Here is a 14,913-nt window from a genome sequence, read left to right on the forward strand (position 1 = left end):
CAACATGCGAGGGCCGCAGTGCATGCCCTACTCCCACTCAATCGTCCCCGGCGGCTTGCTGGTCACGTCGTACACCACCCGATTGACGCCCTTCACCTCGTTGATGATGCGGGTCGCGGTCTCCCCTAAGAACTTCATGTCGAACTGGTAGAAGTCGGCGGTCATGCCGTCGGTCGAGGTGACGGCGCGGAGGCCGACGACGTATTCGTAGGTGCGGCCGTCGCCCATCACGCCGACGGTCTTGACCGGCAGCAGCACGGCGAAGGCCTGCCAGATCGCGTCATAGAGGCCGTGCCTGCGGATCTGGTCGATATAGACCGCGTCGGCGTTGCGCAGGATGTCGAGCTTCTCCCTGGTGATGTCGCCGGGGCAACGGATGGCGAGGCCGGGGCCCGGGAACGGGTGGCGGCCGACGAAGACTTCGGGCAGGCCGAGCTCGCGGCCGAGCACGCGCACCTCGTCCTTGAACAGCTCGCGCAACGGCTCGACCAGCTTCATGTTCATGCGCGCCGGAAGGCCGCCGACATTGTGGTGCGACTTGATGGTGACCGACGGGCCGCCGGTGAAGGAGACGCTCTCGATCACATCAGGATAGAGCGTGCCCTGCGCCAGGAACTCGGCCGGACCTTCACCTTTATTTGCGATCTTCTTGGCTTCCGCCTCGAACACGTCGATGAACAAGCGCCCGATGGTCTTGCGCTTCACCTCGGGATCGGTGACGCCTTCGAGCTCGCCCAGGAACTGCTTCGACGCGTCCACATGGACCAGCGGGATGTTGTAGTGGTTGCGGAACAGGTCGACGACGGTCTTGGCCTCGTCGAGCCGCAGCAGGCCGTGATCGACGAACACGCAGGTGAGCTGGTCGCCGATCGCCTCGTGGATCAAGACCGCCGCGACCGCGGAATCGACGCCGCCGGACAGGCCGCAGATCACCTTGCCCTTGCCGACCTGGGCGCGGATCTTCTCGATCGCCTCCTCGCGGAACGCCCGCATGGTCCAGTCGCCGGTCAGCCCCGCGACCTTGCGCACGAAATTGCGCAACAGCTTGGCGCCGTCGGGCGTGTGCACCACCTCGGGATGGAACATCAGGCCGTAATATTTGCGCGTCTCGTCCTGGATGATCGCGAACGGCGCGTTCGGCGAGGTGCCGGCGACGGAGAAGCCGGGCGGCATTTTTGTGATGCGGTCGCCATGGCTCATCCACACCTGGTGCTTCTCGCCATGACCCCAGATGCCGTCGAACAGCCGGCTGTCGGTCTTCACCTCGACATCGGCGCGGCCGAACTCGCGATGGTGCCCGCCCTCGACCTCGCCGCCGAGCTGGGCCGCCAAGGTCATCTGGCCGTAGCAGATGCCGAGCACGGGAACGCCCGACTCGAAGATCAGCTGCGGGGCGCGCGGCGAGCCGGTCTCATGCACGGATTCGGGGCCGCCGGAGAGGATCACCGCCTTCGGCTTCATCTCCTTGAAGGCGGCCTCCGCCTTCTGGAACGGCACGATCTCGGAATAGACGCCCATCTCGCGGACGCGGCGGGCGATCAGTTGCGTCACCTGGCTGCCAAAATCGACAATCAGAATCTTGTCATGCGCCGAGGCCACGGAGGGCGTCGACGGTTCGCGGGCTGTGTGCTGGGCTGTCATGGCAAGCAGATACGCGACGGCGCCCGCCCCCGCAACCGCGCTCGAAGGCGCGCCCACATTCTTCTTTGGGCATGGACAAATCCATATAGGTCAGTATTATTGACCTAATTTGGCCATAAGCGCCATGGAGGAAACCAATGCCGGATTTTCACGAGCCGTCGCGCCTCACAGCGCTCGGCCGCGACTGGATCGCCGCCTGGAACGCGCGCGACCTCGAGCGGGTGCTTTCGATGTATGCCGAGGATGCCGAGATGACCTCGGACCGGATCCCGCCGCTCGGCTTCGGCGCGTCAGGCACCGTGCGCGGCAAGGCGACCTTGCGGGCCTATTGGAGCGCGGCGCTGGCGAAATTGCCCGAGCTGCATTTCGAGCTGATCGACCTCTATGTCTCGCCGGACAGCGTCGTCGTGTTCTACCAGAACGAACGCGGCAAGAAGATCTGCGAGTATCTGCGGCTGGATGCCGAGGGGAAGATCCGGCAGGGCTCGGCGAACCATCTGGTGGGTTGAGACGCTGCGGCATCCAGTCATCCGTCACCCTGAGGAGCGCGCTCTTGCGCGCGTCTCGAAGGGCGACGGCCCGGCTCCAACCATCCTTCGAGGCTCGCCGCGCGCTGCTGACGCACCGCCCGGCGCGCACCTCAGGATGACGTCAGTAGTTGGGAATACAGACGCACAAATCGAACATAGGACGCCACATGAAAATCCCGACCCTGCCCTTCACCGTCACCGACTGGAACAAGCTCGAGCCTTCAGTGTATCCCGGCGAGACCGGACAGGCGCTGTGGCGCACGCTCAACATCGGCGAGCTGCGGGTCCGAATGGTGGAATATTCGCCCGGCTATCTCGCCGATCACTGGTGCGATCGCGGCCATGTGCTCTACGTCGTCGCGGGCGAGCTCGACACTGAGCTGCGCGACGGCCGAAGATTCACGCTGAGGCCGGGCATGAGCTACCAGGTCTCCGACTTCGGCGACGCTGCACACCGTTCGTCGACGAAGACGGGTGCGACGCTGTTTATTGTGGATTGAGCGGCCAGGGCCTGCGCGCGGTAGCCCTGTTCCGTCCCGTCACCCTGAGAGTCTGACTCATAAATCACCCAACCTTAGCTGCAGCCGCGAGTCTGCGGGTCAGGAGCCTGATGTGTGCAATCAGCAGCCAGGCAGCTTCGGTTGCGACCGTCGCCTCGAAGTCCTTGGCGAGGCGGCGGCATCTGCCGAACCAAGCGAATGTGCGTTCAACCACCCACCGCCTCGGCAGGAGCTGGAAGCCTTTGACGCCTTGAGGCCGCTCGACGATCTCGATAGTCCATGGACCGCAGTCTGAGAGTGCGTCGAGGAGTTGATTTCCGCGGTAGATCCGGTCGGCAAAGACGTGGCGCAGCCGGGGGAAGTTCATCCGCACGTTCTTCAGCAGCGGTACGGCGCCATGGCAGTCCTGAACGTTGGCCGGATGAACATGAACCCCGAGGAGGAGGCCATTGGTATCCGTCACAATATGCCGCTTGCGGCCGTAGATGCGCTTGCCTGCATCGTAGCCGCGCGGTCCGCCAGCTTGCGTGGTTGGCGCACTTTGACTGTCGATCACGGCTGCCGTCGGCTTCGGTGTCCGTCCAAGCTTTTTTCGCGCCCGTCGGACAAGCACGCTGACAATCCTCTGCCACCGGCCTGTATCCCGCCATCTATAAAAATAGCCCTGCACCGTCGAATAGGGCGGGAACTCCTGCGGCAACGCCCGCCACTGGCAGCCAGTCGAAACGATATAGAGGATCGCTTCGATCACACGACGCAGCTCCGTCTTACGCGGCCGGCCGCGCCGGTTCGCTCGCGGCAACAGGCGTCTGATCAGCGCCCACTCCGCATCGGTCATATCGCTTGCATAACGCAGATCGTCCCGCCGATATTGCTCCCGAGTGATCTTGGTCCAGGGCATCGTGCTCTCCCTCGAATCTTTGCAAATCCGATGGAATCACACCCCACTGAGATCACTCACCCATTTTTCAGTCAGGCTCTGAGGAGGTCGCGAAGCGACCGTCTCGAAGGGCGACAGCCCGGCTCCATCCCATCCTTCGAGGCTCGCAAGAGCTCGCACCTCAGGATGACGCCGGTGTTTGAGGATAGCCACGACGTTGGCGACTGCGCTCCACACGCTCACCGCCTCCGCGCAGCGACCTTCCTCACCTTGGTGTCCGCCCAGCCAAGCGGCTTGCCGCTCTTCGACGGCAGCATGAGCTGCCCAACCGCCTGCCCGGCCTGGTCGAGCAGCACCGAATGCGGCTCGCCGCGCGCAAAGAGATGCGCCTCGCCCCATTGCCGCAAGCCGACCACGATCGGGAACAGGTCGTGGCCCCGCCTGGTCAGCACATATTCCTGATAGGCGCTGCCGTCGGAGGCTGCGACCTGCTCGAGCACGCCGAGCTCGATCAGCGTGCGCAGCCGCGTCGTCAGCATGCCCTTGGCGATGCCGAGATTCTTCTGGAAGTCGCCGAACCGGCGCAGGCCGTCGAACGCGTCGCGCACGATCAGGAGCGACCACCAGTCGCCGATCGCATCCAGCGCGCGCGCCACCGGGCATTCCGCTTTGGCGAATCCGGTCCGCTTCATCGCGGCCAACCTTTCTCGATCACGATTCCGAACTGGTCCTAAAATAGGACTAGACAGCGCCCGGCGCAACTGGTCTCATTATAAGACCAGATTGACCAGACTGCAGCGGAGACGTCATGACGAACCAGACCATGGCCAAGGCCGGACCGGCCGAAGCCGATCACAAGACGCACAACAGGCCCAACCACACCACGGCTCGCGCTCTGTCTCCCGCCGTCGTGCTGCTGTTCGCCGTCGCCTGCGGGCTGAGCGTCGCCAACATCTATTTCGCGCAGCCGCTGCTCGACACCATGGCGCAGGATCTCTCCATCGCGCCGGCGGTGATCGGCGGCGTCGTGACGCTGACCCAGATCGGCTATGCGTTCGGCCTGATGCTGATCGTGCCGCTCGGCGACCTCTGGGACCGCCGCAGGCTGATCGTCAGCCAGACCGTGCTGTCGGCGATCGCGCTCACCATCGTCGGCACCGCGCCGAACGCCGCGGTGCTGCTGGTCGGCATGGTGCTGGTCGGGCTGCTCGCCGTCGTGATCCAGGTGCTGGTCGCCTACGCCGCGACGATGGCCACGCCGGCCGACCGCGGCCGCACCATCGGCACCGTCACCAGCGGCGTGGTTTCAGGCATTCTGCTGGCACGTTTTGCCGCCGGTGCGCTGGCCGATCTTGGCGGCTGGCGCGTGGTCTATCTCACCTCGGCCGCGCTGACGCTGGTGCTGGCGGCGCTATTGGCACGCGCGCTGCCGCGGCATGTGCCGCAGCCGATGGCCGGATCGTCCTACGCCAAGCTGCTGCGCTCGACGCTCGCGCTGTTCGTCGAGGAGCAGGTCCTGCGCGAACGCGCGGTGTTCGCGCTTCTGATCTTCGCAAGCTTCAGCGTGTTCTGGAGCTCGGTCGTGCTGCCGCTCGCGGCGCCCCCGCTCTCATTGTCGCATACCACGATCGGGATGCTCGGGATCGCGGGCCTCGCCGGCGCGCTGGCGGCGCGCAATTCCGGCCAGCTCGCCGACCGCGGCTGGGGGCAGCGCACCACCGGCTTGTCGCTGCTGCTGATGCTCGCCGGCTGGGTGCCGATCGCCTGCCTCAACACCTCGCTATGGCTGGTCGTGGCCGGCGTCCTGATGATCGACTTCGCGGTGCAGGCGATCCATGTCACCAACCAGAGCCTGATCGTCGCCGCGCGCCCCGACGCCGCGAGCCGGCTGGTCGGCGGCTACATGGTGTTCTATTCGATCGGAACAGGTTTTGGCGCGATCTCTTCGACGATGGCCTATGCGGCCGCCGGCTGGCCCGGCGTCTGCGTGCTGGGTGCCGCGATCAGCGCCTGCGCGCTGCTGTACTGGGTGATCGTGGTGAGCAGGATGCCGGTGCCGATTGGTGCGTGCTCCGAAGCGTAGTGGACACGCCCGTCATTGCGAGCCAACGGGTCGCGCGAACGCGCGCCCGATGACAGGCTCCGCGAAGCAATCCATCGTGCCGCAAGCGGAGAAATGGATTGCTTCGCAAAATTGCTGTGCAATTTTGTCGCGAGCTCCTCGCAATGACGGCGGAGGAAGCGTTACGCCTTCTTCAACACCGAGACGAAGAACCCATCCGTGCCGGTGCGGCGCGGCGTCATCAGCAAGCCCTCCGGCGACAGCAATGCGGCCTCCGCAAATTGCTCGGCCTTGTCCCACAGCACCGATGCGGTCTGCTCCGGCGACTGCACGGAAAACTCCGGATGCCGCGCGATGAAGGCCCTGACCTGCTCGCCGTTCTCTTCCGAGAGCACCGAGCAGGTGATGTAGGCGATCCGGCCGCCGCCCTTCACCAGCGGCGCGGCGCGCTCCAGCACCTCGGCCTGATCCTTCAGCCGCACCTCGAGCGCGCCGGGGCGCATGCGCCATTTGGCGTCCGGATTGCGGCGCCAGGTACCGGTGCCGGTGCAGGGCGCGTCGATCAGCACGAGGTCGGCGGACGCCTTGATGTCGGACAGCACCTCCTCCTCGCCGCGCGGCGTGCGCACATCGCAATTGTGCACGCCGGCGCGCGACAGCCGCTCATGGATCGGCGCGAGCTGGCGCTTGTCGCTGTCGGTCGCGATCAGCCGGCCTTTGCCTTGCATCATCGCCGCCACCGTCAGCGTCTTGCCGCCGGCGCCGGCGCAGAGGTCGATCACCTGCTCGCCCGGCTTGGCCGCCGAGAACAGCGCGGCGAGCTGCGAGCCCTCGTCCTGGACCTCGATGGCGCCCTTGATGAAATCCTCCTCGGCATGGATGCCCGGATTGCGCGCGTCGGCGCCGAGCTCGATGCGCAGGCCGAGCGGCGACCACGGCGTTTCCTTCGCACCGAGATGCGACAGCCGCGGCAGCACCTTCTCGCGCTTGCCGCGCAGCGTGTTGACGCGCAGGTCGAGCGGCGCGCGGCTCGCCATCGCGGTCGCTTCCGCCGCGCGGTCGTCGCCGAACACCTTTGCCAGATGCGGGTCGAGCCAATCCGGATAGTCGCCCGCGACATGCGCCGGCGCATCCCTCAGAGAGCGCGAGGCCAATGCGGCCTCCTCGGTCGCGGTCAGCGGATCCGGCGCGAACCGGCCGCCGTCGCACAGCGCCTGGATCGTGGCGATGTCCATGCCGCGTTCGAGCTTGAGCATGCCGAGCAGGCGCGACCGCGCGCTGGCGTCATCCATCAACCAGGCGGCGGAGGATTGCCGGCGCAGCACGTCCCAGATCAGGCCGGAGATCGCGGCGCGATCGCCGGAGCCGGCATAACGGTGCGCGGTGCCCCATTCCTTCAGCGCTTTCGCCGCGGGAATGCGCTGTGCGTCGATGGTGGCGATCAGCTCGATCGCGGCGGAAAGCCGGGCAGCGGGGGTCATTGATCTCTTTCGGTTGGGCGCATCAGATCAGCAGCAGCAGTCTGAGCGCGAAATACAGCCACATGGCTGCCAGCACCAGCGCGCCGGCGAACCAGACGAGCGAGCGTGGCCGCACGTCGTTGGAGGTGACGAACACGCCGGCATGGGCAAACCGCGTCACCACGAACACCCAGGACATCAGCACGATGAACAGATCGGCACGGCGCAGCGGCAGCGCAATAGCGATCAGGACATAGAACAGGATCGGCAGTTCGAACTGATTGGCGAAGCAGTTGCCGAACTTGGTGGCCTGGGCCGGCCAGTTCGGCTCGCGCAGCGCGATGTCTCCGATCTTGGTCTCGCCGCTCGTCAGCGCCCTTGTACGCGTCGTCGCCATGGCAAACAACAGCGCGAAGGCGAGCCCGATCTGGATGAAGACCGGCAACAGAACCATTTGAACCGACATCAAAAATCTCCCTCAGCCGCGGGCGCCCGCCGCCCTCTTAGCCGCCACTCGCCCCCAACACAATGAAGCGTGCGCGGTAACCCGTTGAACCGTGATCCGAGCCCGGGTGACCAACTCCCAGGACCAATGGCGGTTTCAGCCCCTCACGGTTGACGCGATGCGCACCATCTCCCCCATCCTCGACAGCGCGGCCCAGGCGGGCGCGGCTTTCGGCGATCTCCTTACAGCCCTGTTGAAGGCGATCGATCCCGGCACCGGCTGGTTCGACGAGGCGGCGGATGGCGGGCTCGGCATGGTGATGGCGGGGCTCGCCGGCGTGGCCACGGCGCTGCTGGTCGCAATCCTGCTCTCGGTCTATTTCCGCAGCGGCTATCGCTCGGCGCGCGACATCGTCAGGCACGCGCTGGTCACGACGCTGGTGCTCGCCCTGCTGGGCTTTGCGGCCTACGACGTCAGGCGCGACGCGCTGGCCTATTTCGGGCTCAACGCGTCGCCGGCCGCCACCGGAACACTCGGAAGCGGTGTCAGTCCGCCTGCGGCCTCGAGGCCCGCGATACGGCAGCTGTCGATCTAGGCCCGGCGCCGAGGCGTTCAAACAAGAGATCAAACAACGCATCAAACAGAGCATCGAATAAGACGGCGAAATCGTCATCGTTCCGACTTCGCGCCGACCTATGCTCCGGCCCAAAGGAGCGATGCATGCCCCAATTTCGCCTGACACAGATCTCCGACACCCATCTCGCGCGCCGCTTCAAGCCGCTGATCGACAACTTTCATCGCGTCAGCGAGCACATCGACGCGACGCGTCCCGATCTCGTGCTCAACTCCGGCGACGTCTCATTCGACGGGCCGACCAGCCGCGACGACCTCGCATTCGCCAAGGAGCTGCACAACGCGCTGCCGGTCGATTGCCTCTATCTGCCGGGCAATCACGACATCGGCGACAATCCGACCGCGGTCGGCCCCACGCCTTCACAATTGCCGACCGAGGAGACGCGCGGCGCCTTCACCTCGGTGCTCGGCGAGGACCGCTGGCATTTCGACGCTGCCGGCTGGTGCTTCATCGGGCTGAATTCACTGATCATGAACACCGGCCTCGACAGCGAGGCCGAGCAGTTCGACTGGCTCGCAGGCGCGCTCGACAAGGCGGTCGGCAGGCCGGTCGCGCTGTTCCTGCACAAGCCGCTCTATCTCGACCTGCCCTACGATGCCGAGCGCGCCGAGACCGCGATCCGCTTCGTGCCGCAGCCGGCGCGCCGCCGCCTGATCGAGATGCTCGGCAAGGTCGATTGGCGTCTGGTCGGCAGCGGCCATGTGCACCAGCGTCGCGACTATACGTTCGAGCATGTGAGACACATCTGGGCGCCCTCGGCCGGCTTCGTCATCTCCGACGCGCGGCAGGAGGTGATCGGCATCAAGGAAACCGGTCTCGTCGAATACCGCTTCCAGCCCGACAGTTTCGAGGTCCGCCACGTCAGGGCGAAGGGCCAGGTCGATGTCGACCTGGACATGCTGCTCGGCAAGGAGCCGGCCTGAGCCGCGTCAGCTCCGCGCCGCGTCGTGCAGGTCCTGCTTGATCACGGTGAGGAGCGCCTGAAGGGAGTCCCTGTCGGGCTGTGGTGCCGCCTGCGCGGGCCGTACGCGAGCTACGTGCGGCATGAAGCGGACCGGCGTCGTATCCGGCTGCTCCTCGACGAATTTTCCATGCAGGACGTCGTCGCGGCGACCCATGACGAACATCGTCGCCCAATAGCCGACGGCGAGGAGAATGACCCCGACAACAATAGCTTCAAAAATCATGGCTACACCTGAAATATAGCCATATTGAATCAACTGCTGCGGGTCTCCGTCAAGCAAATGGGGGCCAAAAGGCCCCCAAGTCCCCACCATTGTGGCGCTTTTGATACTTTGTTGCGCGGAATGGGAGCTTCCGGGGCCTGTAACTCAGGCCTTGTCCGGCCCGACCCGGACCAGCTGCTTGCCGAAATTGGCGCCCTTGAGCAGGCCCATGAAGGCCTCCGGCGCGCTGTCCAGGCCCTCGGTCACGAACTCCTTGTACTTGACCTTGCCCTCGCGCACCCACTGCGACATGTCGCGGAGGAAGTCGCCGTGCATGGCGGCGAAGTCGCTGACGATGAAGCCGCGGAAGGTCAGCCGCTTGGTCAGGATGTTGCGCATCATCGCGCCGGCCCATTTCGGGGCATGCGCTTCGGTGTCGTTGTAATGCGCGATCAGACCGCAGACCGGGATGCGCGCGAACGCGTTGAGCAGCGGAAACACCGCGTCAAACACCGCACCGCCGACATTCTCGAAATAGACGTCGATGCCCTTCGGGCAGGCTTCCTTCAGCTTGGCCGCGAGATTGGGATCGCGGTGGTCGAGGCACTCGTCGAAGCCAAGCTCATTCTTGACGTACGCGCACTTGTCCTTGCCGCCGGCGATGCCGATCGCCCGCGCGCCTTTGATCTTGGCGATCTGGCCGACCGCCGAGCCGACCGCGCCGGACGCCGCCGCGACCACCACCGTCTCGCCCGCCTGCGGCTTGCCGATCTCGAGCAGGCCGGTATAGGCGGTCATGCCGGGCATGCCGAGCACACCGACCGCGGTCGAGATCGGCGCGATCTTCGGATCGATCTTGGCAAGGCCCTTGCCGTCGGACAGCACGTGCGTCTGCCAGCCCGCGCGCGACAGCACGATATCGCCCTTGGCAAAGCCAGGATTGTTGGAGGCGATCACCTCGCTCACCGTGCCGCCTTCCATCACGCCGCCGACCGGTACCGGTGCGGCATAGGACGGACCGTCCGCCATGCGGCCGCGCATATAGGGATCGAGCGACAGCCAGATGGTGCGCAGCAGCACCTCGCCCGCACCCGGTGTCGGCGGCGTGTAGTCTTCGAGCCTGAAATTGGCCGACGTGGGCTCGCCGTGCGGGCGCGAAGCCAGAACGATGCGCTTTCCTTGGGACATGTTGATTTCCTCTTAAGGTGATTGGTTCGTGGCGCACACGTAGTCATGCAATCCAGCTCCCTGCAAGGGAGATGGATTTGCTCTTTCGCGCAGCACTGTTTGAAATGTTGTTTGAAATGACAGCCATCATGCCAGGCACATTGGCGCCAACGCGATACCGTCACGTCGCGGCGGTTCGCAGGGCGCCCTGGTGGCGGCAGTTTGTCACGGCGCGCCACCGGCAAACGAAGCGGCCATAGTCAAGTCGCCTCATCCGACCTCGCCATCCGGCACTGCGGAGCCAAAGCGGTAAGGCGGCCCTCCATGGGTGGCAACGAGGGCCCGCGCAGCTAATCGGCAATCGGTTTCCGGTCGCCCTCGAAACCTGAGTGGCGCAGGACTTCGGTCCGCTTCGCGGGACCGTCCGACGGACGTGAGGCTCTCCGAAGCATTGGGGTTACCTCTTGAGAGCCGATCAGCGTCTTCGCGCCGCAATGTCCGTCTGGTGGCGGCCGGATTCACCTTCGGCGAATTGGCAGCCGGTAGACCTATCTCTGCCGGGCGCGCCCGCGGCAAAAACGCGACCTATCAATCTGGCACTTGTCGGACCTGCGATTCGCTGTAATCTCGGACCATGCGGCACTCGCATGTCTGCTACCCAAAAATGGAGCAGGCATCACCATAACAGGAGCGAACCAACGCTTCGGTTTTTGGATCGAGACCGACATGGCCGGCGGCGGATCGTATGACACGTTTCCCAAATTGCTGCTGCGAAACACGGCACAATTTGGCACGCGGCCAGCGTTCCGGCACAAGGATCTTGGCATCTGGCAGAGCTGGACCTGGGCTGAGGTTGCCGAAATCATCCGTAGCTACGCTGCCGGCTTGCATCGCCTCGGCTTGCGGCCAGGCGAGACAATCGCGGTCGTCGGCTCCAATCGGCCCAAGCTTTACTGGACCATGATGGCAGCGCAGACGCTGCGCGCAATCCCCGTTCCAGTCTACTCCGATGCAGTGGCTGATGAGCTTGCTTTTGTTCTCGCTCACGCCGAGGTGACGCTGGTCGCAGCGCAGGACCAGGAGCAGGTCGACAAGGTCCTGTCGGTGTCCGACCGACTGCCGCAACTCAACAGGATTATCTACGACGAACCGCGCGGAATCGACGGCTACGACCACGGTCGACTGATCGCAATCGGCGATATCATCAATGACGGCCGCGCCGCGCTTGCAGCCGACGCAGCACTTGGCGAACGGATCGACGAATCCATTCGGGCCGGCAACGGTTCGGACATCGCGATCATCCTCTACACCTCGGGAACGACCGGCGCGCCCAAGGGCGTCATGCTGTCGGCGCGAGGCTGCATCGATGCTGCAACCGACACCACGCGGTTCGACAAGTTGACCGACAAGGACGTGGTGCTGGCCTATCTGCCGCTGGCTTGGGCGGGCGATCATTACGTCAGCTATGCGCAAGGCCTGGTGGCCGGATTCTGCATGGCGTGCCCCGAGAGCAGCAACACAATCGAGCAGGATCGGCATGAGATAGGACCAACCTTCTACCTGGCCCCGCCACGCGGTTACGAAGCCATGCTGACGCGGCTGATGGTCCGGATGGAGGACGCAGCGCCGATCAAGCGGCGATTGTTCAGCTACTTTCTGGACGTCGCGCGGCGGTATGGCGAGCAAGTCTTGACGGGACGTCCAGTGCCGCTGTCAGGCCGATTGCTCTATGCGCTCGGACGCTGGCTGGTCTACGAGCCTCTCAAGAACGTTCTTGGCCTGTCTCAGGTGCGCGTCGCATACACCGGAGGTGAAGCCATCGGTCCGGACCTCTTCGCGTTCTACCGCGCGATCGGACTGAACCTGAAACAGCTCTACGGCCAGACCGAAGCATTCCTCTATGTAACGTGTCAGCCCGATGGCGAGATCTATCCGGATACGGTTGGTCCGCCGGCGCCCAACGTCGACATCCGCATCGCGGACTCGGGTGAAGTGCAGTTTCGCTCGCCCGGCATGTTCCTTGGATATTTCAAGGATCAGGCAAAGACCGCAGAAGCGATGACGTCCGACGGATACGTCAGGACCGGCGATGCGGGCTTTTTCGACGAGAAGACCGGGCATCTGAAGATCATCGATCGTGCGAAGGACGTCGGTCGATTGGCTGACGGCACGATGTTTGCTCCCAAGTACCTTGAGAACAAGCTGAAGTTCTATCCCAATATCAAGGAAGCGATCGCGTTCGGTGACTCCAGAGAGTTCGTATGCGCCATGCTCAACATCGACCCGGTCGCGGTCGCGAATTGGGCCGAACGCAACAACGTCGCCTACGGGTCCTATCAGGAGCTCGCCGGGCATCCGCTGGTCTACGACATGGTCGCCAAAGACGTTGCCGCGGTGAACCGCTCCCTGGCCGGGGAAACGGTGCTTGCGGGCGCCCAGATTCGCCGCTTCCTCATTCTGCACAAGGAGCTCGACGCGGATGACGGCGAGCTGACCCGCACGCAGAAAGTGCGCCGCCGCTTCATTGCCGAACGCTATGCGTCGTTGGTCACGGCACTCTACAACGGAGCGCATGACGCCGACATTTCCACGGAAGTGACGTTTGAGGATGGCCGGAAGGGCACGATCGCGGCACAAGTCGAGATTCGCGACATGCAAATCATCGGTCCGGCAGAATCGCTGGGAAGAGCAGCATGAGAGCGCCAAACGCCAACGAAATCCTGCTGCAGGTCGAGGGCGTGGCACTGGCCTTCGGCGGCGTCAAGGCGCTGCGGGACGTCTCGTTCAACGTCAGAAAAGGCGAAATTCGCGCCATCATCGGCCCCAACGGCGCCGGCAAAACCTCAATGCTGAACGTCGTCAACGGTTTCTATCACCCCAACCATGGCGCCATCACCTTCAAGGGAAGCACCCGGTCCAAAATGCAGCCGTTCGAGGCGGCGCGCGGCGGCATCGCGCGCACCTTTCAGAATGTCGCCCTGTTCAAGGGCATGAGCGCGCTCGACAACATCATGGCAGGCCGCACCTTGAAGGTGCGCCGGGGGCTGTTGTGGCAGCTGCTGCGATATGGCCCTGCCCTCGCAGAGGAGATCGAGCATCGGCGCAAGGTCGAGGAAATCATCGACTTCCTGGAGATCGAGACAATCCGCAAGGTACCGGTCGGGCGTCTGCCATACGGCTTGCAGAAGCGAGTTGAACTCGGTCGCGCCCTGGCGATGGAGCCCGACCTTCTGCTCCTCGACGAGCCGATGGCAGGCATGAACCTCGAGGAGAAGGAGGACATGTCGCGGTTCATCATTGATGTGAACAACCATTACGGCACGACCATTGCCCTGATCGAGCACGACATGGCCGTGGTCATGGATCTGTCGGACCGCGTAGCGGTGCTTGATCACGGCGTGAAGATCGCCGACGGCACGCCTGATGAAGTGAAGAGAAGTCAAGCCGTGATCGACGCATATCTTGGCGTCGCGCATTGAGGTGCGTCCATGATCGCACTGGGTCAGTTTCTCGAGGTCCTGATCGGCGGATTGATGTCCGGCGTGCTCTATTCGCTGGTCGCGCTCGGCTTCGTGCTGATCTTCAAGGCATCCGGCGTATTCAACTATGCGCAGGGAGCAATGGTGTTGCTCGCGGGATTGGCGCTGGTTCGCGCCCTCGACCTCCTGGTCGCCAACGGCCTTCCGCTTTGGGTCGCGGTCATCCTCGCTATCGGCTTTGCCGCCGTGATCATGGCAGCAACCGCCTGGCTCATCGAGCGGTTCGTGATCGGACCTCTGGTCAATCAGGATGGCTTGACGCTGTTCATGTCGACGATCGGCGTGACATTCGTTATCGAGGGCGCCGCGGAGATGATCTTCGGATCGGATGTCTACCCGCTGCGGCTGTTCCCGACCGACGCCTGGTTCTTGTTTGAAGGCCTGTTCCCGGGCGGGATTCTGGTCAACAAGCTGGATGTCTGGGGCGCATTGATCGCGGGCGTCCTGGTCGCCGGCCTCGCGGTCTTCTTTCAGCGTACCAAGACCGGTCGCGCGCTCAGAGCCGTGGCCGACGACCATTTGGCCGCGCACTCGATCGGGATTCCAATCAGCTGGATTTGGTTCGTGGTCTGGCTCGTTGCCGGCCTCGTTGCGCTCGTCGCGGCGACCGTGTGGGGGACCAAGCTTGGCGTGCAGTTCTCCATCACGTTTCTCGCGCTGAAGGCTTTGCCGGTCCTGATCATCGGCGGCCTCACCTCCATTCCCGGAGCCATCGTCGGCGGGCTCATTGTCGGGGCCGGTGAGAAGCTCGCAGAGGTATATCTCGGGCCATCCATCGGCGGCGGCATCGAATATTGGTTTGCCTATGTGCTGGCGTTGGCGGTGCTGCTCTTGCGGCCGCAGGGCCTGTTCGGCGAGCGGATCATCGAACGTGTCTGAGGCAAGGAGG

The 14,913-nt window shown here is 64.3% G+C and carries 15 protein-coding genes; 8 read left to right on the plus strand and 7 right to left on the minus strand.

Features of this window, described 5'->3' with window-relative positions; all coding sequences use genetic code 11:
* Positions 1–27: 27 nt before the first annotated feature.
* Entirely contained in the window at positions 28–1,641 is a 1,614-nt protein-coding gene (gene guaA / locus QA635_RS25045) for a glutamine-hydrolyzing GMP synthase (protein WP_283061919.1), read from the minus strand.
* Positions 1,642–1,778: 137 nt separating this feature from the next.
* Between guaA and QA635_RS25050 the strand changes: the two genes are divergently transcribed.
* Positions 1,779–2,150: a nuclear transport factor 2 family protein gene (locus QA635_RS25050; RefSeq protein WP_283061920.1), complete on the plus strand. Its 372-nt coding sequence runs from the start codon at positions 1,779–1,781 to the stop codon at positions 2,148–2,150.
* A 188-nt stretch (positions 2,151–2,338) separates the two neighbouring features.
* Positions 2,339–2,671 (plus strand): DHCW motif cupin fold protein, encoded by a 333-nt coding sequence (locus QA635_RS25055; protein ID WP_283061921.1) that lies wholly within the window; start codon positions 2,339–2,341, stop codon positions 2,669–2,671.
* Between the two features lie 64 nt (positions 2,672–2,735).
* On the opposite strand, the gene QA635_RS25060 is transcribed toward QA635_RS25055, so the two are convergent.
* Both QA635_RS25060 and QA635_RS25065 read right to left on the minus strand, forming a co-directional pair.
* Positions 2,736–3,572 carry an IS5 family transposase gene (locus QA635_RS25060; protein ID WP_283061922.1) on the minus strand — a complete coding sequence of 279 codons (837 nt, stop codon included), beginning with the start codon at positions 3,570–3,572 and terminating at the stop codon, positions 2,736–2,738.
* A gap of 218 nt (positions 3,573–3,790) precedes the next feature.
* Positions 3,791–4,243, minus strand: coding sequence for a winged helix-turn-helix transcriptional regulator (locus QA635_RS25065; protein ID WP_283061923.1), 453 nt, complete (start codon positions 4,241–4,243; stop codon positions 3,791–3,793).
* 116 nt (positions 4,244–4,359) lie between these two features.
* Here QA635_RS25065 and QA635_RS25070 point away from each other — a divergent pair, with 116 nt between their 5' ends.
* The gene (locus tag QA635_RS25070; RefSeq protein WP_283061924.1) at positions 4,360–5,634 is read left to right on the plus strand and encodes an MFS transporter; all 1,275 of its coding nucleotides are present in this window, start codon (positions 4,360–4,362) and stop codon (positions 5,632–5,634) included.
* Between the two features lie 161 nt (positions 5,635–5,795).
* On the opposite strand, the gene QA635_RS25075 is transcribed toward QA635_RS25070, so the two are convergent.
* Together QA635_RS25075 and QA635_RS25080 are read right to left on the minus strand one after the other, a co-directional pair.
* Entirely contained in the window at positions 5,796–7,094 is a 1,299-nt protein-coding gene (locus QA635_RS25075) for an RsmB/NOP family class I SAM-dependent RNA methyltransferase (protein WP_283061925.1), read from the minus strand.
* 22 nt (positions 7,095–7,116) lie between these two features.
* Positions 7,117–7,539 carry an MAPEG family protein gene (locus tag QA635_RS25080; RefSeq protein WP_283061926.1) on the minus strand — a complete coding sequence of 141 codons (423 nt, stop codon included), beginning with the start codon at positions 7,537–7,539 and terminating at the stop codon, positions 7,117–7,119.
* A 157-nt stretch (positions 7,540–7,696) separates the two neighbouring features.
* On the opposite strand from QA635_RS25080, the gene QA635_RS25085 reads away from it, so the two are divergent.
* Positions 7,697–8,113 (plus strand): hypothetical protein, encoded by a 417-nt coding sequence (locus QA635_RS25085; protein WP_283061927.1) that lies wholly within the window; start codon positions 7,697–7,699, stop codon positions 8,111–8,113.
* Between the two features lie 125 nt (positions 8,114–8,238).
* Positions 8,239–9,075 carry a metallophosphoesterase family protein gene (locus QA635_RS25090; RefSeq protein ID WP_283061928.1) on the plus strand — a complete coding sequence of 279 codons (837 nt, stop codon included), beginning with the start codon at positions 8,239–8,241 and terminating at the stop codon, positions 9,073–9,075.
* Positions 9,076–9,081: 6 nt separating this feature from the next.
* On the opposite strand, the gene QA635_RS25095 is transcribed toward QA635_RS25090, so the two are convergent.
* Together QA635_RS25095 and QA635_RS25100 are read right to left on the minus strand one after the other, a co-directional pair.
* Positions 9,082–9,339: a hypothetical protein gene (locus QA635_RS25095; protein ID WP_283071797.1), complete on the minus strand. Its 258-nt coding sequence runs from the start codon at positions 9,337–9,339 to the stop codon at positions 9,082–9,084.
* A gap of 144 nt (positions 9,340–9,483) precedes the next feature.
* Positions 9,484–10,506 (minus strand): NADP-dependent oxidoreductase, encoded by a 1,023-nt coding sequence (locus tag QA635_RS25100; RefSeq protein WP_028344684.1) that lies wholly within the window; start codon positions 10,504–10,506, stop codon positions 9,484–9,486.
* 705 nt (positions 10,507–11,211) lie between these two features.
* On the opposite strand from QA635_RS25100, the gene QA635_RS25105 reads away from it, so the two are divergent.
* Genes QA635_RS25105 through QA635_RS25115 form a run of 3 tightly spaced genes read left to right on the plus strand, consistent with a single transcriptional unit; the run spans position 11,212 to position 14,903 of the window.
* Positions 11,212–13,182, plus strand: a complete 1,971-nt coding sequence (locus QA635_RS25105) for an AMP-dependent synthetase/ligase (protein WP_283061929.1) — start codon at positions 11,212–11,214, stop codon at positions 13,180–13,182.
* A complete protein-coding gene (locus QA635_RS25110) occupies positions 13,179–13,964 on the plus strand; it encodes an ABC transporter ATP-binding protein (RefSeq protein ID WP_051003365.1) in 786 nt (261 codons plus the stop codon). The genes QA635_RS25105 and QA635_RS25110 overlap by 4 nt, the downstream gene beginning before the upstream one ends.
* A gap of 9 nt (positions 13,965–13,973) precedes the next feature.
* Positions 13,974–14,903 carry a branched-chain amino acid ABC transporter permease gene (locus QA635_RS25115; RefSeq protein ID WP_080667122.1) on the plus strand — a complete coding sequence of 310 codons (930 nt, stop codon included), beginning with the start codon at positions 13,974–13,976 and terminating at the stop codon, positions 14,901–14,903.
* Positions 14,904–14,913 lie beyond the last annotated feature (10 nt).

Source organism: Bradyrhizobium brasilense (assembly GCF_029714345.1).
Classification (GTDB): Bacteria; Pseudomonadota; Alphaproteobacteria; order Rhizobiales; family Xanthobacteraceae; genus Bradyrhizobium; species Bradyrhizobium australafricanum.